General features: G+C 48.3%; 23 protein-coding genes and 1 tRNA gene. 18 read left to right on the top strand and 6 right to left on the bottom strand.

Annotated elements, in window-relative coordinates:
- The first annotated feature begins 6 nt into the window (after positions 1 to 6).
- A complete protein-coding gene (locus AACR41_RS08685; RefSeq protein ID WP_030007023.1) occupies positions 7 to 519 on the top strand; it encodes a hypothetical protein in 513 nt (170 codons plus the stop codon).
- A 51-nt stretch (positions 520 to 570) separates the two neighbouring features.
- Here the strand turns inward: AACR41_RS08685 and nfi are convergent, their stop codons facing one another.
- Positions 571 to 1,251: a deoxyribonuclease V gene (gene nfi / locus AACR41_RS08680; RefSeq protein ID WP_030007022.1), complete on the bottom strand. Its 681-nt coding sequence runs from the start codon at positions 1,249 to 1,251 to the stop codon at positions 571 to 573.
- 188 nt (positions 1,252 to 1,439) lie between these two features.
- Here nfi and AACR41_RS08675 point away from each other — a divergent pair, with 188 nt between their 5' ends.
- From AACR41_RS08675 to AACR41_RS08655, 5 genes are all read left to right on the top strand, one after another.
- Positions 1,440 to 2,183, top strand: coding sequence for a hypothetical protein (locus AACR41_RS08675; RefSeq protein WP_030007021.1), 744 nt, complete (start codon positions 1,440 to 1,442; stop codon positions 2,181 to 2,183).
- Positions 2,184 to 2,289: 106 nt separating this feature from the next.
- Entirely contained in the window at positions 2,290 to 2,586 is a 297-nt protein-coding gene (locus AACR41_RS08670; protein ID WP_223209911.1) for a hypothetical protein, read from the top strand.
- A gap of 143 nt (positions 2,587 to 2,729) precedes the next feature.
- A complete protein-coding gene (locus AACR41_RS08665) occupies positions 2,730 to 3,194 on the top strand; it encodes a hypothetical protein (protein WP_143596765.1) in 465 nt (154 codons plus the stop codon).
- Positions 3,195 to 3,330: 136 nt separating this feature from the next.
- Positions 3,331 to 4,656, top strand: a complete 1,326-nt coding sequence (locus AACR41_RS08660; RefSeq protein WP_030007018.1) for a (Fe-S)-binding protein — start codon at positions 3,331 to 3,333, stop codon at positions 4,654 to 4,656.
- A gap of 29 nt (positions 4,657 to 4,685) precedes the next feature.
- Positions 4,686 to 5,747 (top strand): D-alanine--D-alanine ligase family protein, encoded by a 1,062-nt coding sequence (locus AACR41_RS08655; RefSeq protein ID WP_030007017.1) that lies wholly within the window; start codon positions 4,686 to 4,688, stop codon positions 5,745 to 5,747.
- 83 nt (positions 5,748 to 5,830) lie between these two features.
- Here the strand turns inward: AACR41_RS08655 and AACR41_RS08650 are convergent, their stop codons facing one another.
- A complete protein-coding gene (locus tag AACR41_RS08650; protein WP_030007016.1) occupies positions 5,831 to 7,027 on the bottom strand; it encodes a phosphoglycerate kinase in 1,197 nt (398 codons plus the stop codon).
- Positions 7,028 to 7,184: 157 nt separating this feature from the next.
- On the opposite strand from AACR41_RS08650, the gene AACR41_RS08645 reads away from it, so the two are divergent.
- Both AACR41_RS08645 and AACR41_RS08640 read left to right on the top strand, forming a co-directional pair.
- Positions 7,185 to 7,589, top strand: a complete 405-nt coding sequence (locus tag AACR41_RS08645; protein WP_012307201.1) for a universal stress protein — start codon at positions 7,185 to 7,187, stop codon at positions 7,587 to 7,589.
- 471 nt (positions 7,590 to 8,060) lie between these two features.
- On the top strand, positions 8,061 to 8,615 hold the full coding sequence (locus AACR41_RS08640) for a hypothetical protein (protein ID WP_030007015.1): 555 nt from the start codon (positions 8,061 to 8,063) through the stop codon (positions 8,613 to 8,615).
- Between the two features lie 236 nt (positions 8,616 to 8,851).
- On the opposite strand, the gene psaC is transcribed toward AACR41_RS08640, so the two are convergent.
- Entirely contained in the window at positions 8,852 to 9,097 is a 246-nt protein-coding gene (gene psaC, locus AACR41_RS08635) for a photosystem I iron-sulfur center protein PsaC (RefSeq protein ID WP_012307203.1), read from the bottom strand.
- Positions 9,098 to 9,351: 254 nt separating this feature from the next.
- Between psaC and AACR41_RS08630 the strand changes: the two genes are divergently transcribed.
- From AACR41_RS08630 to AACR41_RS08620, 3 genes are all read left to right on the top strand, one after another.
- Positions 9,352 to 9,930: a DUF1997 domain-containing protein gene (locus AACR41_RS08630; RefSeq protein ID WP_012307204.1), complete on the top strand. Its 579-nt coding sequence runs from the start codon at positions 9,352 to 9,354 to the stop codon at positions 9,928 to 9,930.
- Between the two features lie 154 nt (positions 9,931 to 10,084).
- Positions 10,085 to 10,207, top strand: coding sequence for a membrane protein (locus tag AACR41_RS08625; protein ID WP_041443506.1), 123 nt, complete (start codon positions 10,085 to 10,087; stop codon positions 10,205 to 10,207).
- A gap of 130 nt (positions 10,208 to 10,337) precedes the next feature.
- On the top strand, positions 10,338 to 11,990 hold the full coding sequence (locus AACR41_RS08620; RefSeq protein WP_030007014.1) for an MBL fold metallo-hydrolase: 1,653 nt from the start codon (positions 10,338 to 10,340) through the stop codon (positions 11,988 to 11,990).
- Here AACR41_RS08620 and AACR41_RS08615 read toward each other — a convergent pair.
- From AACR41_RS08615 to AACR41_RS08605, 3 genes are all read right to left on the bottom strand, one after another.
- Entirely contained in the window at positions 11,987 to 12,301 is a 315-nt protein-coding gene (locus AACR41_RS08615; RefSeq protein ID WP_012307207.1) for a DUF6679 family protein, read from the bottom strand. The two genes, AACR41_RS08620 and AACR41_RS08615, sit on opposite strands and share 4 nt — an antisense overlap.
- A gap of 84 nt (positions 12,302 to 12,385) precedes the next feature.
- Complete coding sequence (locus AACR41_RS08610; protein ID WP_030007013.1) at positions 12,386 to 13,273, bottom strand: alpha/beta fold hydrolase; 888 nt, start codon at positions 13,271 to 13,273, stop codon at positions 12,386 to 12,388.
- Positions 13,274 to 13,358: 85 nt separating this feature from the next.
- The gene (locus AACR41_RS08605) at positions 13,359 to 14,081 is read right to left on the bottom strand and encodes a hypothetical protein (RefSeq protein ID WP_030007012.1); all 723 of its coding nucleotides are present in this window, start codon (positions 14,079 to 14,081) and stop codon (positions 13,359 to 13,361) included.
- A 235-nt stretch (positions 14,082 to 14,316) separates the two neighbouring features.
- On the opposite strand from AACR41_RS08605, the gene AACR41_RS08600 reads away from it, so the two are divergent.
- From AACR41_RS08600 to AACR41_RS08570, 7 genes are all read left to right on the top strand, one after another.
- Positions 14,317 to 14,823, top strand: a complete 507-nt coding sequence (locus AACR41_RS08600) for a GNAT family N-acetyltransferase (protein ID WP_030007011.1) — start codon at positions 14,317 to 14,319, stop codon at positions 14,821 to 14,823.
- A 53-nt stretch (positions 14,824 to 14,876) separates the two neighbouring features.
- Positions 14,877 to 14,950 (top strand) — tRNA-Pro (locus tag AACR41_RS08595).
- Between the two features lie 408 nt (positions 14,951 to 15,358).
- Positions 15,359 to 16,201 carry a Tic22 family protein gene (locus AACR41_RS08590; RefSeq protein ID WP_099238604.1) on the top strand — a complete coding sequence of 281 codons (843 nt, stop codon included), beginning with the start codon at positions 15,359 to 15,361 and terminating at the stop codon, positions 16,199 to 16,201.
- 21 nt (positions 16,202 to 16,222) lie between these two features.
- Positions 16,223 to 17,098, top strand: coding sequence for a peptide chain release factor N(5)-glutamine methyltransferase (prmC, locus tag AACR41_RS08585; protein WP_030007010.1), 876 nt, complete (start codon positions 16,223 to 16,225; stop codon positions 17,096 to 17,098).
- A gap of 283 nt (positions 17,099 to 17,381) precedes the next feature.
- On the top strand, positions 17,382 to 18,896 hold the full coding sequence (locus tag AACR41_RS08580; protein ID WP_030007009.1) for a hypothetical protein: 1,515 nt from the start codon (positions 17,382 to 17,384) through the stop codon (positions 18,894 to 18,896).
- A 2-nt stretch (positions 18,897 to 18,898) separates the two neighbouring features.
- On the top strand, positions 18,899 to 19,438 hold the full coding sequence (locus tag AACR41_RS08575; RefSeq protein WP_030007008.1) for a hypothetical protein: 540 nt from the start codon (positions 18,899 to 18,901) through the stop codon (positions 19,436 to 19,438).
- A complete protein-coding gene (locus AACR41_RS08570; RefSeq protein ID WP_045441916.1) occupies positions 19,413 to 19,955 on the top strand; it encodes a pilus assembly FimT family protein in 543 nt (180 codons plus the stop codon). Before AACR41_RS08575 ends, AACR41_RS08570 begins: the two co-directional genes overlap by 26 nt.
- Positions 19,956 to 19,992: the final 37 nt, after the last annotated feature.

Here is a 19,992-nt window from a genome sequence, read left to right as displayed (position 1 = left end):
GAAACTATGTTCAACTATGCCCTCAAAAAGCAACCGTTTTCCCTCAACTTATCGGCTATTGTCATGACGATCTTGGGGTTTTGGTTGAGTGCCTCTTTTCTCCTCGATTTTGTGATCATTCCTGTGTTGTCCATGACCGGAATGATGGCCGACAGCGGTTTTATTAGCACTGGCTATGTTTTGTTTGAGGTGTTTAATCGTTTAGAGGTGGTCTGTGCCGCCGGAATTCTAACGATCTTTTTTGGGTTTAAATTTGAACATCTCTTTGGCGATCGCCAAGCCTTAAATGCCCTCGTCATTGCCAGTATTTTGTTAAATATTGCTTTGCTTTATACCTATTTGATTACGCCTCAATTGGCTGGCTTTGGCTTAGAAATGTCCGGCTTCAATGGCACAGCAACGATGCCTTTGCAAATGTCCGTGTGGCATAGTTTGTACTGGGTCTTAGAGGCCGCGAAATTTGTTTTGGGGATCACTTTGCTGCGGTGGTGCTACCGTCGGGCCTGTGCGATCGCCTAAATCGTCCATTCAGTTTTTTAAACAAATCGATGCCGCCCCAAGGCGGTTTTTTTATGGGAAATTAGGTTTTCGAGAAGCCAATTTATCCGCCAAGCGCGTTGGTTCTGGCAGACGGTATTTCGGCGTACAGGCGAGGACGAAATCAAGGGCTGTGGCTAAACTGATCCGATGACCCACAGAAATATAGAGGGGACGCACCTTCGTCCGACTCCGGAGCACTGCACCAATGGTTTCACCGTGATCCTGTAAAGGCACCCACTGCCCTTTTTCGAGGGGCACCTCTTGGTGGGTACCGATGTAGCGGGATTTTGCCACCCCAATCGTCGGTAAATCTAACAAGACCCCCAAGTGAGAGGCTAGCCCTAAACGGCGTGGATGGGCGTAACCTTGGCCGTCACAGAACAATAAATCTGGTAGATGCGTAATTTTTTCTAATGCCTCCAAAATGGCGGGCACTTCCCGAAAAGATAACAATCCCGGTACATAGGGAAAAGAAGTGGGACAGCGGGCGATCGCCGTTTCGAGGATCTCTAGATCGGGAAAGGACAAAACCACCACCGCCGCCCGTGTGATTGAGAAGCGCGCCTCAAAGCCCACATCCACTCCCGCAATGGTTTTGACGTTCGTTGGTAAGTCATCTTGAAGCATGATCCATTGCCTTAGAGACGTTTGAATCTTCCGGGCCACCCCAGGGGAAACATCCCAAGGATGACTGTGGTGTAAAACAAGCATTTATCTAATTCCTCATCTGCATTTCGAGGGGTTTACGGGAAAAGTTTTGGCGCAATTAATCAAGTAACCGTTAAATTTCACCAATTAATTGAGAATCAATCTGGCACTTTCCTCTACACTGGAAGCAACTTTTTAAAACTTCATTTTCATCCCCCCCTACCCCAGCATTTTGTGTCGAGGTTTCCGCCATGCGTCAAGTATTTCTGTTGTTGCCCCTTGTTGCCGTGGGTTTAACGCTCGGGAGTTGCTCTCTATTGCCCGGTGGTGGCGGTGATGAACCGACCCCGGAAACCCCCCAAACCACAGCACCGACTCCCGCTCCGGAGCCAGACGCTGAATTGTTTGCCCCCCCGACAACAGAAACATTGTCTTCTGTGCTGATCCCATCCACTGACCCTGATGCTCGCCGTCGGGCTACCACAGAAGGCCGCCCCGATCCCTTTGCGGATCTTGCCCTTGCGCCCCAGGTGACTTTAGCACCTCCCCCAGCTCCGACACCAACTACTTCTGGTGCACAACCGGGTGCCCCTGGCACAGCCAATGACGCTGGCACTCCTGGACAAACCACCCCTGGTACAGCTCCTGGGAGCGTGGCGATCGCCCCACCGCCACCCCCTCTAGACTTTAGCCCCATTCTTCCATCCCTACCAGAGCCCACTGCCGCAAACAACACCAAAGTGACAGGAGTCGTACAGATCAATGGCATTGATTATGTGATGGTGGAATCGCCCGATGAGCGTTTTAGCCGTTATGTGAAGGTGGGAGACTACGTTGCCAATGGCCAGGTACTCGTGAAGGAAATCGTATTTAATCGGGGCGTTCCCGTGGTCACCCTGGAGCAGTACGGCATGACGATTCAGAAAAAACTCAATGAAACTTCGGTGGCGAGTAATCCTGGAGAACGCACTGTGCCGACCTTAGAAGAAGGTTAAGCTCGTTCAAAACACAAGCCAACCACCATCGAGATATTACCCCCCAAGGGGAGCGAACAAAACGGTACAATGCTCCTAAAGATTGACGCAGAAAAGGATAGCGATTGTGACAACTCCGGGCACTGTAACAGAACTGATCACAGAATGTTTGCGGCGGGAGGATTTACCCCTGGCCATTTATCGGGAGGTGGCGGCCCATCTGCAACAGGTGCCCCAAGTACAGGTGGAATTAGAGTTGCGGCGATCGCCAAAATTTAATTATTTCCATAGTCAAATTGGGGAAATGCATCTACGCTATCCGGCGGATCTTCCCCAAGGCGATCGCCAACAAATTGAAGCGATTCTTTCCTTCTACGCCGGACGCTATGGTGCCTGGCAACGGGACAGTGTTACCCCCGAATAGAGCCGTCCTTCTCCACTAGAAACCCAATTCCTGAATGAAAATCCTACAATGGAGATGTAAAGAAACTTGGCAAACCCTTGATTTCTGTCTCCTAAGCGAGATTTTTTCAAACAAGTTTCAAGCGTTTTGAGGAGTGCTCAACTATGAAAAAAATAATTGCTTTACTTAGCCTCGGTAGCGTTATGCTCACTGCCGGTGCAGCCCAGGCCCAAATCACTCCCACAAATCAATACAGTTACATTGGCGTTGCTGGTAATGTCGGTTTAACAGATCCCGATCGTAGTGTTGCCGATGATGGGGTTACGGTCATTAGTAAAATCGCGATTCTGAACAATTTATCCTTCCGCCCTGGCGTCAATTTCGGGGATGATACCTCTGTGACGCTACCAATCACCTATGACTTTGCTGGTCGGGGACGCGTCAATCCCTATGTTGGCGGCGGCATCGTCACAGATTCTGGCGATACAGATTTCTTGGCCACTGGCGGCTTTGACTACCGTTTCTCACGGGATTTTGTCGGAAATGTGGGGCTTAATGTCGGTTTTTCCGATGATGCAGATGTGGGCCTTACCCTAGGGGTTGGCTACGTTTTCCCCCGAAACCGTTAAGTTTTCATCTTAAAGGATTACCCATTAAGCCTTTAGACGTTACGAATTATGTTGATTTTCCGCCTCCCTATCCTGGGAGGTTTTTTCTCGGAGCCGCAAACTTTTATAGTGATCTGAGGCAGTTTTTGGACGAGCAATGACCCTTTCTGAAACAAAATTAGGTGGTTTTGACCCGCAGCTTCCCCCAGAACAGGGAGTGATCGACAGTTGCGTGCATTGTGGCTTTTGTTTGGATACCTGTCCGAGCTATCGGGTGCTCGGCTCGGAGATGGATTCTCCCCGGGGCCGTATTTACCTGATGGATGCGATCGCCAAAGGGGAGGCGGAAATTAACAGCGCGACGGTACAACATTTCGACAGTTGTCTGGGGTGTTTGGCCTGTACTTCGGCTTGTCCGTCGGGAGTCCGTTATGACGAACTGCTGGCCTCAATGCGGGCGCAAATTGAGCGCAACTACACCAGAAGCCTCGGCGATCGCCTATTTCGGTGGCTGATTTTTAATCTGTTCCCCTATCCTTTGCGCTTAAAATTGCTGCTGCCATTGTTGTGGGTTTATCAAAATTCGGGTCTGCAATGGCTCGTCCGTAAACTGGGGATTCTCAAACTCATACCTCGACTGGCGGCGATGGAGTTGATTCTGCCTAAAGTTAATCTCCAGGCTAGCAAAAAAGTATTACCCACCTTGATTCCAGCCCAGGGGGAAAAACGGTACCGTGTTGGCATGGTGCTGGGCTGTGTCCAACGGTTATTCTTTTCTCCGGTGAATGAAGCAACGGCGCGAGTATTGACGGCCAATGGCTGTGAAGTGGTGATTCCCCAGGGTCAGGGGTGTTGTGCGGCGCTTCCGGCCCACCAAGGACAAACGGCACAAGCCCAAGAACTCGCGCGGCAGATGATCGATAGTTTTGCCGATCAAGACCTCGATTACATCATTATCAATGCCGCCGGTTGTGGCCATACCCTTAAGGAATATGGGCGAATTTTGCAAAATGACCCAGACTACGCCCAAAAAGCCCAGGATTTTGCCGCTAAAGTGCGTGATGCTCAGGAATTTCTCGCAACGGTGGGTTTAACGACCCCTTTAAATCCTTTAACATCCGAAGCTTTTCCCCTGGTTTATCAAGATGCTTGCCACCTGCTCCATGGCCAAAAAATTGCTGTCCAACCGCGCGATCTACTCCGACAAATTCCCCATGTGCAGCTCCGGGAACCCGCTGAACATAATCTCTGTTGTGGCAGTGCCGGGGTATTTAACCTCCTTCAACCGGAAATTGCCGCCGAACTGGGGGAACGGAAAGCCAGAAATTTACTCAATACTGGGGCGAAGGCGATCGCCTCGGCGAATCCAGGCTGTAGTCTGCAAATCCAAAACCAGCTCCAGCAGCAAGGACAAACGATTCCCCTGTGGCATCCCATGGAACTGCTCGATTTTGCCATTCGCGGCGTCCCCTTGCCCCTATAATGATCCCGATATCTATGGTGGAGAACGTGATGGCACGGCAACGGGTTGGTTTATTGTTTGGCGGGAAATCTGGGGAGCATGATGTTTCCATCGTTTCAGCGGCGGCGATCGCCAAAGCCTTTGCCCAGGAAGATAACCCAGACAAATACGAACTCCTCCCGTTTTACATCGACCGTAATGGTATTTGGCACGACCCAGAGATTTCCCAACGGGTACTCACTGCCGGCAAAGCCCTCCCCGTAGAAACCGTTGATCCGGCCAGTCGTTGGCAATTTCCCCAGACAGCCCCCAGCATTGATGTGTGGTTTCCCATTGTCCACGGCCCCAACGGTGAAGATGGCACCCTCCAAGGCCTGCTGACCCTCATGGAAAAGCCCTTTGTGGGGAGTAAAGTGCTCGGTTCAGCGGCCGGTATGGATAAATTGGCGATGAAAATGGTCTTTGCCCAGGCGGGTTTGGCTCAGGTAGATTATGTGGGCGTGTTGCGTTCTGAAGTCTGGTCTGGCCCCTGTGTTTTCCCAAAGGTCTGCGACAACATTGAAGCCCAGCTTGATTACCCGATGTTCGTTAAACCTGCAAACCTCGGTTCCTCCGTGGGAATTAGTAAAGTGCGCACCCGTGACGAACTGGAAAAAGCGCTGGATCTTGCGGCGGAATATGACCGTCGGCTTATTGTTGAAGCTGGGGTAACAGCCCGGGAAGTAGAATGTGCTGTCCTAGGAAATGATCAGCCCAAAGCCTCGGTGGTGGGGGAAATTCGCTTTGACAGTGATTTCTACGACTACGAAACGAAGTACACCGACGGGAAATCTAGTATGCACATTCCTGCGGAGATCCCAGGGGCGATCGCCCAGCAAATTCAAGAACTCGCTATTAAAGCCTTCCAAGCCCTTGATTGCCGTGGCATTGCCCGGGTGGATTTTTTCTATGTGGAAGCGACCCAGACGGTGTTAATTAACGAAATTAATACTCTGCCTGGGTTTACAGCCCTGAGTATGTACCCGCAATTGTGGCAACAGAGCGGCGTTCCCTTCCCTCAATTGGTGGATCGCCTGGTGCAATTTGCCCTAGAGGATGTCCCACAGGCTTAATATTCTCGGAAAATTCTCTGTAAAAAAGCCCCCCTAAATTGAGCTAGGGGGGTATTTATTAGAGCAAAAGAACGGTTAAAAGTTTAGGCATCATCGAGGGCAACAATACCGGGAAGCTCTTTGCCTTCGAGCAGTTCGAGGCTGGCACCACCACCGGTGGAAATGTGACTCATTTTGTCTGCAACACCAACTTTTTCGACGGCCGCAACGGAGTCTCCACCCCCAATAATCGTGACCGTACCAGTTTCAGTCGCACCAGCAAGGGTCTTGGCGATCGCCTCGGTACCCACGGCAAATTTATCGAACTCGAATACCCCCATCGGGCCATTCCAGATCGCTGTACCACAGCCATCAAGAGCTTCTTGGAAGACCTTCACAGAATCGGCACCAATGTCGAGACCCATCCAGCCATCGGGAATTGCGTCAACGCTGACAGTTTTAGCTTCAGCATCGGGGGCAAACTTGTCTGCGACAACCACGTCAGTGGGCAACAAAATTTTCCCTTGGGCCTTTTCCATTAAGCTCTTTGCCAAATCGATCTTGTCATCTTCGACGAGGGAACCACCGACGGATTTCCCTTGGGCTTTGTAGAACGTAAAGATCATCCCGCCGCCGATCAAGAGCTTGTCGCACTTTTCGAGGAGGGTTTCAATGACGCCAATTTTGCTGGATACCTTAGAACCGCCAACAATCGCCACGAGGGGACGTTTGGGGGCTTCGATGGCGCCCTTGAGGAACTGGAGTTCTTTTTCGATCAAAAGACCCGCAACGGAAGTACCAACATGGTGGGTTACGCCTTCGGTGGAACCATGGGCACGGTGAGCCGTCCCGAATGCATCGTTGACATAAATGTCTGCATTGGCCGCGAGTTGCTTGGCAAATTCGGGATCATTCTTTTCTTCGCCGGGGTTAAAGCGGAGGTTTTCTAGTAACGCCACTTGACCATTGCCGAGGTTGGCGATCGCCTGGTTCACGGCATCCCCAACGCAATCATCACACTTGGTGACAGATTGGCCCAACAATTCAGACAAACGAGCGGCCACAGGCGTTAAGCGCATCGAATCAACCACCTGACCCTTCGGACGACCCATGTGGCTCCCAAGAATTACCTTGGCACCTTTCTCAGTCAAATATTTGATGGTGGGGAGTGCTGCCCGAATCCGGGTATCGTCAGTGATTACACCACTCTCATTGAGGGGTACATTAAAATCAACCCGGACAAACACGCGCTTTCCGTTTAAATCTGCCTCTGTTAAATTTGCAACTGATTTCTTAGCCACAATTAAGATCCTCCAAATGCTTGCTTTTTATAAAGTTCTGTCATCTTGTCATCAGAAGAAGACCATTTTTCCGAGAAAATTGAACTAGAGTTCCAAATCCAGAAAAATATCTCCATGCAGATTTTACCGGAGCCTGTGTCTAGGAGGTAGAGCTACCATGTTTAAAACCATTCTTTTTCCCGTTGATAAAAGTCGTGAAGCCCGTGAAGCAGCGGAGACCGTGATTCAGCTTGTGAAATCCTTCCAAAGTCGTTTAGTCTTGCTTTCCGTGGTCGAACCGACAGAGCCAGAGGAACGCCAGGGGGTGATGAATTCCGAAGAAGCGGTGGCGAAGCTCCTCCAGGGAGCCCATGATCTCTTTGCTCAAGCGGGGATCGAAGCGGAGATCATTGAACGGGAAGGGATGCCATCTTTTACCATTTGTGATGTGGCCGATGAAATTGAAGCTGATCTAATTGTGATGGGCTGTCGGGGTATGGGCTTAACCCAAGAAGGAGTCGCCGAAAGTGTCACGAGCAAGGTTACGAATCTTTCTCCTTGTCCGGTCTTGATTATCCCCTAGAGACTTGCTCTGCCAATTCAATATCCAGCTTGAGATCACTGCTCTTTTTTTCTACAGGGCGGAGGCGATCGCCTTTTGATGTTCAGCCTTTTCGCCCATGGCAATGTCAGAATTTTGATTTTTAATGAAGCAAGACTCAAAAAATCATTAAGTATTTATAGTTATTCCAGCGCTTCTGTCTCTGAGCAGAGAATGATTAAACCCAGATCAAAATCGCGACAACTTTCGCAGATAAAAAATTGATCATCTTGTCTATGGCGAAAGTAGGAGTCGAAATTAACATTCATCACTTATGATTGCATTAAGATTGAGTAAAATAGGTACTGTAGTATCCCAATCAAAACAATAAATACCTAGTTATATTTCTATGGGAAAAATAAAAATAAAAGAGCAATCTTTTAACGGCAATGAGTATCACTAGGTCTGTAAAGTATTGTTCTTGCATCGTCACAGTAGGTTGAAATAGCGCTTATGAATGCAGCATCTACCAATAATAGTCCGAAAATTCAGTTGATTGGCGAAGTCCTTGAAGATGCAGGCTTGATTTCCGAAGCCCAATTACAAACGGCTCTTTTTGATCAGCAAATTTATAGTGATTTAAAATTTGGTGAAATTCTGACTTTGCGGGGCTGGATTCGTCAACCCACGGCTGATTTTTTTGCAAAGTATGCTAAACAAGAGTTGATCTTAATTGATAGCAAGCGGCTTGGTGATTATTTACTTGAAGCGGATTTACTGACCACCGAGCAGCTCGCTCTAATTCTTGATGAGCAACGGCTAAACCATATGTTATTCGGCAGTTTAGCGGTGTTGAAAGGTTATATTCCCCAGAAAACCTTGAATTTTTTCCTGCGTCGTATCCTAAATCAACATGTTGGCGATCGCCGATTTTGGCAGACCACCCATCATCCCAAAACATCTCTCGCCCAGCAGCCCAACGCGAAAGCGACTCAACCCCCACTCTCTAAAGAGACCCTAAACACGGCCAAGGAAACTGATCCCACAGAAATTAACTGGATTGGTTAATTTACTCCTGATTGTTTTTAAAAATAGAACTTAATCCTGAACAAGTCTGACCCATGGCGATCGCCATCTATGCGGATCGCCGCATTCTAATGGCGAAACAAATATAATGTAGCGGACAATAAAAAAAAGAGAGGACTAAAATGCCTCTCCGGAAATGACCAGAATGGTTGAAAACGTTAATGGGATAGTGTTTTAATATAACCCAATACAAAAAGGCTTGTGTTAAATGGGCGAATTTAGTAGGCCAGACCCATACTACGAGTTGTCTCGGCACCGAGGTAAACCCGGATACTGAGAAAGTCGGTGGGGCAAGCAGTTTCACACCGCTTACAACCAACGCAATCTTCCGTTCTAGGAGAAGATGCGATCTGACCCGCTTTGCAGCCATCCCAAGGAACCATCTCTAGGACATCAAGGGGACAGGCACGGACGCACTGGGTGCAGCCAATGCAAGTGTCGTAAATTTTAACGCTATGAGACATTGAGTGTTAACTCCTACAAGAATGTGGTTTGATTATGTCAGCATTCTGGATTATGGGTTAGTTTACCGCAGGGCTAGAAGTCCCTTGGCGAAAAGGTGATATAAGTTTACGTTGCGTTACATATCCCTAAAAAACCGGCGTCTCTAGGCAATTTTGAGCGTTTTTTGAAATTTTCTGGGGTGCTTTTTGGGGGCAAAACCAGGGTTTCTATTGATTCGATGTTGACTACAAAATTTTAGGAACAAAACTTTACTATGGCCATCCGCTTCCAAGCTCTCGAAGTTGTTGCCCTCTCCGTACCAGAGGCACCCCGTCCGATTCAAGAGTATCTCCAAGACATTGATTGTCTGGTGGGGGCGATCGCCGATCCAGAACGCACCGAAAAAATTGCCCCGGATCAATACCAACTCAAAATGCGGCCCATTGGTTTTTTAGATCTGTACAAATTTCAGCCCATTGTGACCTTAAAAATTTGGTGCGATCGCCACTACCAAGTCCATATCAAAAGTTTGGACTACCAGTTGCGGGGTCTAGAACCCTTTATGAAGGGCTTTAAACTCGATGTGACTGGTCGGTTACAACCCATCGCCGATGAACAGGAGCAATGGTTACTCGAAGGTGAAGCGGATCTTCAGGTTAAACTCGAATTGCCGCCGCCCCTCTGGTTTACCCCCAAAGCACTGGTGAAAAAAACGGGCGATCGCCTTTTGCGGGAAATTCTCCAACGCATTAAGGGGCAACTCCTTGACCAGTTAGTGCGTGACTACCAAGTTTGGGCCAACGGTACCCGCGAAAATTCTGCCTGTGGCGATCGCCTCGAAACTCACCCGTAAATTTCCCGAAGGATACACCCTGGTGCCATGGGTCAAAATTCCGTAAAATCCAAAAATTTCCGATAAAATAGCAGATTTTGCCGCCACAAAAGTTAATTTCCGCTCTCTGGAAAAATCGCTATGATGAAACTGAATGTACAGTTACCCTAACCCTATGGATATCAAATTACTTTTATTGGCTTTGACTGGTGTCTTTACCGTGGCTTGTCTCTTTTTCGGTACCCAAAATGGTTTTTATGATTCCGATGATTACCACGGCAATGGTTCTGCCCACTAATGCCCTTACCCACATTTTTTGGGGAGTTTTGCCACAAGTTCCCTTAACCATGTCTTTTATTGTTCGTTGAGATACTCTAGGATCTCCTGCGGCGATCGCCTCCTTGGGATTCTAGGATTTTTTGTGCCCAATGCCCCCTGCCGTCGCGCCTGATTTGCCTCAATTATCCTGCCTGCCCTACGCCACTGGCCAACAAGCAGAAGGTGTTTGTCTGCTTCTGACATTGGGGCCTTATCAACTGCTCCTCGACTGTGGTGTCAAAGATTTTGAGCATTTTCTGGCCCAGGACAAAATGCCCGATGCTGTCTTTTGCAGCCATGCCCACCGAGATCACGCTGAAGGAATTCTCACTCTACATCGCCATTTTCCAGCAGTCCCCATTTATCTCAGTGCCGCGACCCAAGCATTGTTGCCCCTCAATTGGCCTGGGACAAAAGTTCCCGCTGAGTTGGGTCAAGTGCTGCCCTGGCGATCGCCCGTAGAAATTGCGAAAAATTTAACCCTGCAACTTTTCCCCGCTGGACATTTACCAGGGGCGGCGGCGGCCTTGTTTACGCTCCATACCCCAGAGCGAGATTACACGGTATTTTATACGGGGGATTTTTCCGTTTCCCATTTTCAGTTGGTGAATGGCTTATCCATCGAGGCCCTGCGGGGTCTCCAGCCCGATGTGTTGATCATCGAGGGTAGCTATGGCACCATGCGTCATCCCCACCGCCGTCAACAGGAAAAATATCTCACCCAACGGATTCTCGACGCCCTAGACGCTGGTCAATCGGTGATTTTGCCGGTACCGCGCCTCGGCCTCGGCCAAGAAATCTTGAAATTACTGCGATCGCATCACCAATTTACCGGCAAAAAAGTCGATATTTGGGTGGAAGGCCAAGTGGCCCGTGGTTGTGATTTGTATCTAGAAATCTTGCCCGAACTGCCAAATCCAGTGCAAAATTTCGCCCGTCACCAGGCCCTCTTTTGGGACGACCGGGTTTACCCCCGGATGCACCGCCTCGCCCCTGGTGAATATCCAGATCTACACCAGGGCAACCATGTGATCATCACCGATTACACCAATGATTTCGCCAAATATTGTGAGGCAGAGGAATGTTCTTGTTTACTTCTGTTACCGGAACATCCGGGGGTTTGGTTAGACATTGAAGCGCCTCCCCTCGCGGCGATCGCCCCTAAAAAACACGTTCAAATCGAAACCTATCTCCTCGCCGAACACAGCGATGGTCGTAATACCACCCAGTTAATCCATAACCTGCGGCCCCAACACGTTGTTTTTTTCCATGGTTCTTCTCAAGATTTAGAGGATCTCACCGCCCTCGAAGAACTCCAAAGCCGGTACCAACTCCATTGTCCCGCCGCTGGCAAGTTAGTCGAGCTTCCCATTGGAGCCACTTTTATCCAACCAGCAGGCCCCCACAGCACAGAATACGAAGGGGAAATCAATGAAGTGGGAGCTTGGATCACTATCAGTTTGCCCAATAGCCTCAACGATGATCCCCGTTGGCAAACCTTTGCGGATACGGGCCTGGTGGAAGCGCGCTGGCAAGGGGAAGAACTCGTACTGCGGGGCATTAACGAGCGGGAACTGCTGCACCATAATGTCGATGCCCAACGATTTAACAACTTAGATTGTTGCCTCAACTGCCGTTTCCAAAAAGGATTGCGCTGCCAACAACCAAAATCCCCCCTGTATCGCTTTAAGGTGACACCAGAGGGGTATTGTCCAGAGTTTCAGGCGATCGCCCAGGCTCCAGATCTGTCAGAAGAAATTTAGTCTTGATTTTTGGAATCGGGGAAATGGGGGAAAATTTGCTCCGCTTCTGGGCAATCTTCGGCGATCGCCAGTTCCACGTCCATCTTCGGCACCGAAGCGAGTTTTTGGGTAATGGCACCGACGCTTTCTAGGCGCACTAATTCTTCCCAGGAGGAAATTTCGTCATCTTCTTCCGTTTCATAACGGATTGTGAGAATTTCTCCCTCAAACGCTGTAATGGTTGCATTTTCAATCCAGCGCTGTTGATCCCGCAAGAATATACAAACTTCTTTTTCGTCGTTGCAGATTTGGTTAATCTTGCGGTGTAGCATAAGCTTCTCCAAGGTTTGGGCAGAGCACAGTAACATTTCTCTACTAAGCATTGTAGACAATCTCCCTGCACTTTTACAGTCTTTTTAGGGGTGATATTGATTTAAAATTTTGCGGATATTTTCTGCCACTGAGGCGACTTGTTCAACTATCGCTAAATGACCGCAGTGATCAATTTCTCGGACATTATTGCCCATACAACCAAAACTAGGATGAAAGCTGGCTAAATGGCGCACATACTTCAGTTCCATGACGGGATCTTGCTGTCCTGCCAAAAAATAAACCGGTTGGCCTAATTGCGCCACCAACTGCGGTAGATAATGCACTTCTTGTTCGGTGGTTGTTTCGAGGAGAGCGCCGAGGGCGGCAGTGGCATCGGCCTGGAGAAAGTCATGAATTCTCTGTTTTCCCCATTGTCTTGAGAGGGGACGATGCACCATTAACCGGGCAAAAAATAAGTCCAATAAAGGTAAATGTTTCAGGAAGGGCCAGCGATTTTTGACGAGGTTCTGGCCAGCATTGCGAAACTTTTCAAAGTCTTCTTTGAGATAAATGCCCCCCCCAGCATTGATACAGATAATTCCCCGCACCCGTTCGGGACAAATGGCGGCCCCCCACAGGGCAATACTTCCCCCAAGGGAATGACCCACAAGCCAAACGTTTTTGAGGTTGAGGGTGTCGAGTAGATGTTGGAGATCGGTGCCGTAATCTTGGAGAGTGTAGCCTTGGTCTGGGTAGCGATCGCCTTGGGTCTTAGCAGCAGATTCCCCAAAACCTCGGAGATCGTAGGCGAGACAAGCATAATCTTGCTTTAAAAGATCAATGAGGGGCTGCCAATAGGCGCGACTCAGGAGCCAACCATGGATAAAAACAAGAGTGGGATATTCGGTCTCTTCTCCGACAGGATCTGCGGGGCGATCGCTGGGGGTAAAGTCATAGGCATGGAGCACATCGCGAATTACCGTTGTTGCCATAAAATCTTGTTACCAATGGGCTCACAGTTCTACCATCCTTTATCTTACCCAAGAGCGTTCTCCCATGTTGCCCTGTCTAGGGACATCATGAAAGGTGCAACAGGCGATCGCGCACATTACTCGCAATCCGTTGACCTAAATACTCAGGAATCGCACTTTCATTGGGGCCAAAAAGATACAAAATCAGCCTTGTATTGCCGCGCCAAGACACCAAATTCGCATTAATCACTAACAAATCTTCTTGCCAAATCGCATACATGGCCCGGTATAACAAACCTTCCTGTTCCTTGGCTTCGATGATTAGAGTCGGTAGATGGAAAACAGGGTCAATGTAAAATTCCGTATGCACCTCGGCGAGTCCCTCTGCAAAATCAAACTCGACGGCCAACATTTCCTCTACTTCAAAGCGCCCAGCCAGGGCTTCCCGCACCGCTCGACAGACGTTTCCGGCGGTATTTGGGGCGAGGGGCTGATTATTGCGATCAAGACTAATCTTAATAAAAACGAGCATCGGCGCTTGGATTTGTCCATACAGACTGAGGCTATGGATCTTCAAACCGTAGGCTAAGAGAATGCCGAAAATATCACTTAAAAGAAAAGACTGGTTTCGGTAGGCAAACTGGAAGACGCTCCGGTTGCCCTCGGGACTAATCTCAACAATCGGCTTCTTGGCCCGGTAGAGCTGGTAGGCTAACTGAAGATTTTGAAATTGCGCTTCGCTACTGACGAATTGTTCGTAAAATTCGGGAAATGAACGGTTGAAACGTTTCAGTAGATCTAAATTAGAAGATTTGAGGGTGGCGGCCATAGTTAATGGGGGGCAGTGGGGCTAAAGATACTCAACGATAAAGACGATGATGCGTTTGTGATCTCCGAATAACCCTTATTTTCTACAGTGTACTCCAGGAATTTTGCTCTTTCTGCTCCCTAGTGCCCCGGCAGCCCACAGTCAGCCTTCGCAAAAGATCTTGTAAGATTATCAAGAATATTTATTTGTCATGTCCTGCGACTTCATCCGAGGCGATCGCCCCCATAAAATGAGCATGGGTTTCCTAAAACGACTATTTAATCCCACCGTTGATGTTCCAAATGTCCAGATCAGTGATTCACAACTTGAGTCTGCTGGCCAACCGCGTATTTTCTTTAGCCTAGATCGCGACCTAGATCTCTACGAACTAGAAGAACTCTGTGATCAAGTCGGTTGGGCCAGACGCCCGATTCGTAAAGTCCGCAAAGCGATCCAACATAGCTTTCTGGTGGTCACCGTCTGGGAAGTGCGCAACAGTAAACGGCGGCGTCTCATTGGGTTTGCCCGGGCCACCTCTGACTGTGCTTTCAATGCGACGGTGTGGGATGTGGTGATTCATCCCCAGTTCCAGAGCCAGGGTTTAGGTAAAGGCCTGATGCAGTTCATTATCAAAAAACTGCGAGAGTCAGATATTAGCAATATTACGCTTTTTGCTGATCCCCAGGTGGTGGAGTTTTATCGGCGGTTGGGTTTTATCCTTGATCCAGAGGGGATTAAAGGGATGTTTTGGTATCCAAGCTAAAAATGATTTCGCAAACCGCCTGCAGCTAAGTTATACTAGCTGAGGTATTTCACCGGGATGTAGCGCAGCTTGGTAGCGCGCCTGCTTTGGGAGTAGGATGCCGCAGGTTCGAATCCTGTCATCCCGATTTTTTAAGTTTTAGGACTTTCTGGTGTCGATCGCCGCCATTAATTTGACCATCCCAGGTCAGCCAAGACACTTCAATCAAAAGCCTAGATCGCCCCAGAATAATTGAATTTTTTGTGTTAGAGTCGAAGTCGTTGGCCAGCCTATGCCGATACTTTTTTATCTGCAATGGAACTTGAGTATAAACATTTACGAAATGGAACTCCAATTTACGGAGTCACGTCTCTAGAATACATTGATAAACTGCAACATCCGTCATCCATGGGAGACCCCAGTTCATCTAGATCATGGCGTAGACTGCCGCTTTTTTAATGGGGATTTCTAAGACGTAAACCAAAGTATTTTGACGGCTTATTTTTTTAGGATTAATTTTTCTAATCTTGCAGTTATTTTGTTTGAGGTTTTATTTATGAAAAGTCTGGTTCGTTTGGGTCAAAAAGCCCTACTGATGGGCACGGTAATCGCCGGCACAATCTTAGGTGTTAATGGTAGTGTGTTGGCGCTCCCTGAGGCAGCCGTCGTCGAAAAGCTCCGGCCAATTCCAATGTATATGCTGATCAACGACGAAGGACAGCCCATTTTTGCGACAGTCACCGACCAGAATGGTGGCGAGTCGGGGGTTACGGGCGTTTTTGTGAGTCTTTCGGATGCTGAAAACCTCGTGGCGGCCCGCCAAACAGAATCAAAAAGACTCCTCGATGCGGAACGGGCAAAACCCAATGCCGATCCCCAAATTGTCGCTGAACTAGAAGCTCAAGCGGCCCTCTGGCAAGAGGCCAACGTTCTTCCCATCGGTTTGGATAAGATCTACCAGTTTGCCCAGAGCGATGAAGCAGAAGATTTGACCTTTAAGTTTTTGCCGACCATGGCGCAGTTAAATGCGGCGGCCCAAGTGACGCAACAGGAAAACTTCCCCGGTGTGCCTTTATTTTTCCTCTCGATTCAGGAAAAGGATGCCAACGGACAAGATATTGTTTCTTTCCCAACTCTGGCAGGGGATGACAACAATGGCAACGGTGAGATCCCTGTTTTCTTTGAAGTACAGCCGATTCTCGAGCAATTAGATGCTTTCCCGGAAGATGAAGAGCTGAGTATTAATGTAATGCCCCTTGAGGTATTTATCGCCAAACTGCTCGATGAGGATCTACCCGCAGAGGAGCAGGAATTTTTGGAGTCGATGACCCTAATTCCTTCGACGGAATCGGCCCAGTTGATCCAAGCTGTCATTGAGCAGCAACGGCAACAACAATAGGGTATTGGGAACGGTTGATTCTTGAGTGAGATTATTGCGGCTCAGGATTTAGTACGGTGGCGACAGTGGGCCAAAACCCAGGCGATCGCCACCGATATTTCTGTTGAGGAACTGGATTGGTTTCTCCAGGGGCTGACCACCGTAGATCGGTTGAGTTTGCGGCTGGGGATTCGGGAAGCTGTGCAGAGTCAGGTGTCTTTGGTTGAACTTTCACGACTCTGGGAACGGCGCTGCCAAGAAAAAATTCCGGTGCAATATCTTGTCGGGAAAACGCCCTGGCGCAATTTTGAGCTAGCTGTTTCCCCTGCGGTCTTGATCCCTCGACCCGAAACGGAATATTTAATTGATCTGGCTCAGGCGAGTCATCATGATTTACACGCAGGTCATTGGGTCGATCTAGGAACGGGCAGTGGGGCGATCGCCTTGGGTTTGGCCGACAGTTTTCCCGACGGAAAGATTCATGCGGTTGATCAGAGTGCCGCCGCCCTTGAGGTCGCCCGAAAAAATGCGATCGCCTACGGATTACAAGATCGAATTCAGTTTTATCAAGGCAGTTGGTGGGAACCGCTACAACATTTGCGGGGTAAGGTGGCGGGTATGGTTTCCAATCCCCCCTATATTCCTGCTGCCCTACTGCCGGACTTACAGCCAGAGGTTTATCGCCACGAACCCCATAGCGCCCTTGACGGGGGCATAGATGGATTAGCCGACCTGCGAATTTTGGTAAATGAAGCGCCGGATTATCTGATTTCTGGTGGTATTTGGCTCGTTGAACTGATGCGTGGCCAGGGGGAAGCGGTGGCGCAATTACTCGCAGACAATGGTCATTACACTCAAATTCAGATCATTCATGACTTTGCCGGGGGCGATCGCTACGTATCTGCTCAGCGTATCTAGGCCAAATTACGTAAGTGTCATTCGTGATTAAAATCACTGATAACATCTACCTTTAGACTTAAATTTAACTTAAGGCAGCTTATCTTTAATGCGTTGTCCCCACGTAACTTTTGGTTAATTGTCTCAGTTGGGAAAACTGATACATAAAATTTAATCTGTAAAATGTTACAAACACCTCAAGTTGTGGGCACCCTAATAATTAGAGGTAGAAGCAGTGCTGCCTAGGTCGTTGCTTAGAAAATATTACGGAATTTCAACAAACACTGCGAGGTTAAAAACCACCATGTATACATTCTTACTCCAGTTCCTTCTAAAAACAAAGCAGACTAAGGAGAGCGGTTTTAGTCTCGTGGTTGCTCTAGGGCTAGGTCTTTTCATGGTGGTCACTGGCGCAACGATGATCCTCCGTTCCAATGACGATCAAGTCGCCTCGACTCTGCAACAACACAATCTAGAAAATATCGCGATCGCCGAAGCAGGTCTAAATCGAGTGCTTGGGGTACTTCGTTCTGATAACAACAGTCTTTTCCTAAAACTTGACTACGATCCCAATAATCTTTTAGGTAGCGGTATCAACGAGTGGGAAGACGCAGCCTATGCCGATAAACGTGTTCTCAAAACCTCTGTTTTCGATGGTGGTTGCAGCGGGAATTCTGGTGATGTAGAAGTTAGCGTCCCTGGCGGCTTAACCGCCAATAGTACTGGTGACGGCAACTATGAACTCCTTGCCTATGATTACAACCCCCAAACCAACACGGGTACTTTCATTGTCGAAGGGGAATTCCAGGATGCTCAGGGCAATGCAACCCAGGGAACAGCTCGCTTACAAGCGTCAATCTACGTTGACAATTATCTTGATGAAGTACCAACCAGTTTTCCTGGCCTCTTTATGGAAAACGTTATTACATTAGGCGGTAACGATGTTTCTTTGATTCCTAACGCTAGTGCTGATCCCAATGAAAAGAGCAGTGTAATCTGTGCAAAGTGCCAGTTTCCAGAGTCTGTAAAAGAAAATGCCTGTGCTGCTGGTATTTCAGAAGAAGATTACCAAGACTACATCCACGAGAATGCGATGGGAGGCAATAACAATTCAACTCTAACCAATGTCGTTGCTCGTTTGGGTCGGCCTAATTTACCTGACTTGCCCGTAGCACCACAAACAATCACTGCAGATTTAGGTAACAGTGCTGTAGACTTACCCCGCGACGGTGATCAGACGGTTTCCTTTGACCCTGATGGCGCAGGCCCTGCCCAAGCCTACCAAGCATATGTTTACAAAGCAGGCAATCTAAATGTTGGTAAAGATGGCGAGAAAGGTGGTGGTCAAGATAAAGACTGGACTATCAAGACAACAAATGCGCCCGTAATTGTCTTCTTGTCTGGTGATTTAAAAATCTCTGGCCAGAAGAAAATTGTCCACGAAGGCGACTTTGGTGACTTTGCGATTTTTGGGAAGCCGGATAGTGGCACAGGCGCAGTCTCGCAAGATATCCGCATTAACGGGACAGCCAGTTCAACATTCTTTGTTTATGCTCCTGATGCCCAGGTGGGAATCAATGGCGGCGGCAGCGGCGACGGCATGACTGGTGTCATCTGGGGCAAAATCTGGGATGCCTCCAGCTCAAATGCTAGTGGTGCTGTGGTTAATATTCCCCCTGGTGCGCCCCAGGCTCTTGGTAATACCTTCGGGATGACTTTTGAAAATGTTTCTCTCTACACAGAGAAGTTTCAAAATAGCGGTGTGGTTGAATGGGAAAGACAGGAGGTAACGTCTCTACCCCAGAGAACGACTAACTAGTGATGATTAACGCTCAACGGAAGACAGACAAATATTCTAGTCGTGTAACACAGCAAAAAGAACAGGGCTTCACTTTCATTGAAGTCCTGGCAGGGATTATCGTTTCGACAATCTTTGTGCTTGTGACAGCCCAGGCTACGTTTATTGGTGTCGTCCTGAGAGTGCAGGCCCAGCGTGCATCCGAAGCGATGAATGCGATCCAGTCAGATTTTGATGAAATTAAATATCTGGCCGCTTTATCCTTTTCGCAAGCTTCTCCTGTTTGTGATGCTGCAGCCACAACAGATGGCTATGCTCAGGCTTTGATCACAGAAATTAAAGACGATTTGGGTCAAGCAAATAACCAGACAGGAGAAGTCTCTAATTCTGTTTCCCTGGTTAACAAGAGTTACACTATGACCCGGACTTTGAATGTCTTGAATCAGGCCCCTTACAACACGATGCAAATTGGTTATCGTGTTGTTGATCCGGACAGTGGGCGACAAATTGCAGAATATTATTCGGAGATTGTGCCTGATGCTTCCTTCGCTTGTCGGAACTAAACAAAAAAGCACCGGATTTACACTCATTGAGTTGATGGTCGCAATCTTTATGGCAGGCATTTTGGCAACCATATCTGCACCTGTGATGTTTGGTTTTGTTAATCGCAGTAAATTAACCAGCGCAAGGAGTGAGCTTTTTGGTGCTTTAGAGGAAGTACAGCGTCAGGCTATCCGTCGGAGTATTAATTGTCGGTTTATTTTGCCGTCAAGTCCTGCCATCAACCCGACTTTTGACAGTGATTGTTTTGTCACAGGCGATCGCAGTTTAGAGGGGATCACGCTCCGTCACAATGGAGCCACCGTCAAGGCAGGAGACTTTTTATTCGACTTTCGGGGAAGAACTAGTGATATGACCAGCAATCTGCTCACGGGAGATTTAGTGCTGATCCTCACAAAAAATGGCAATTTAGGTAATCAGAAATGTGTCATTGTTTCCCGTGGTTTGGGCTTAGTCCGTAGTGGCAATTACCCATCTGGAGACAGTTCAACAGACTCAGCTAAATGTGTTTTGCAATAGCTTTTTTGGGTATCATTGAGGTGTGATTATGGCATTT

This window comes from Picosynechococcus sp. NKBG042902 (assembly GCF_963864045.1).
Classification (GTDB): Bacteria; Cyanobacteriota; Cyanobacteriia; order Cyanobacteriales; family MRBY01; genus MRBY01.
The sequence above is the reverse complement of the archived record's forward strand: the minus strand, read 5'-3'. Positions and strand labels throughout refer to the sequence as shown.

Coding starts and splice junctions, on each gene's coding strand:
- AACR41_RS08575 (WP_030007008.1), top strand. CDS start 18,899: ATGATTAACGCTCAACGGAAGACAGACAAATATTCTAGTCGTGTAACA.
- AACR41_RS08660 (WP_030007018.1), top strand. CDS start 3,331: ATGACCCTTTCTGAAACAAAATTAGGTGGTTTTGACCCGCAGCTTCCC.
- AACR41_RS08590 (WP_099238604.1), top strand. CDS start 15,359: ATGAAAAGTCTGGTTCGTTTGGGTCAAAAAGCCCTACTGATGGGCACG.
- AACR41_RS08665 (WP_143596765.1), top strand. CDS start 2,730: ATGAAAAAAATAATTGCTTTACTTAGCCTCGGTAGCGTTATGCTCACT.
- nfi (WP_030007022.1), bottom strand. CDS start 1,251: ATGCTTGTTTTACACCACAGTCATCCTTGGGATGTTTCCCCTGGGGTG.
- AACR41_RS08640 (WP_030007015.1), top strand. CDS start 8,061: ATGAATGCAGCATCTACCAATAATAGTCCGAAAATTCAGTTGATTGGC.
- AACR41_RS08605 (WP_030007012.1), bottom strand. CDS start 14,081: ATGGCCGCCACCCTCAAATCTTCTAATTTAGATCTACTGAAACGTTTC.
- AACR41_RS08685 (WP_030007023.1), top strand. CDS start 7: ATGTTCAACTATGCCCTCAAAAAGCAACCGTTTTCCCTCAACTTATCG.
- AACR41_RS08655 (WP_030007017.1), top strand. CDS start 4,686: ATGGCACGGCAACGGGTTGGTTTATTGTTTGGCGGGAAATCTGGGGAG.
- AACR41_RS08600 (WP_030007011.1), top strand. CDS start 14,317: ATGGGTTTCCTAAAACGACTATTTAATCCCACCGTTGATGTTCCAAAT.
- AACR41_RS08580 (WP_030007009.1), top strand. CDS start 17,382: ATGTATACATTCTTACTCCAGTTCCTTCTAAAAACAAAGCAGACTAAG.
- AACR41_RS08630 (WP_012307204.1), top strand. CDS start 9,352: ATGGCCATCCGCTTCCAAGCTCTCGAAGTTGTTGCCCTCTCCGTACCA.
- AACR41_RS08620 (WP_030007014.1), top strand. CDS start 10,338: ATGCCCCCTGCCGTCGCGCCTGATTTGCCTCAATTATCCTGCCTGCCC.
- AACR41_RS08570 (WP_045441916.1), top strand. CDS start 19,413: ATGCTTCCTTCGCTTGTCGGAACTAAACAAAAAAGCACCGGATTTACA.
- AACR41_RS08675 (WP_030007021.1), top strand. CDS start 1,440: ATGCGTCAAGTATTTCTGTTGTTGCCCCTTGTTGCCGTGGGTTTAACG.
- AACR41_RS08645 (WP_012307201.1), top strand. CDS start 7,185: ATGTTTAAAACCATTCTTTTTCCCGTTGATAAAAGTCGTGAAGCCCGT.
- AACR41_RS08610 (WP_030007013.1), bottom strand. CDS start 13,273: ATGGCAACAACGGTAATTCGCGATGTGCTCCATGCCTATGACTTTACC.
- AACR41_RS08615 (WP_012307207.1), bottom strand. CDS start 12,301: ATGCTACACCGCAAGATTAACCAAATCTGCAACGACGAAAAAGAAGTT.
- psaC (WP_012307203.1), bottom strand. CDS start 9,097: ATGTCTCATAGCGTTAAAATTTACGACACTTGCATTGGCTGCACCCAG.
- AACR41_RS08625 (WP_041443506.1), top strand. CDS start 10,085: ATGGATATCAAATTACTTTTATTGGCTTTGACTGGTGTCTTTACCGTG.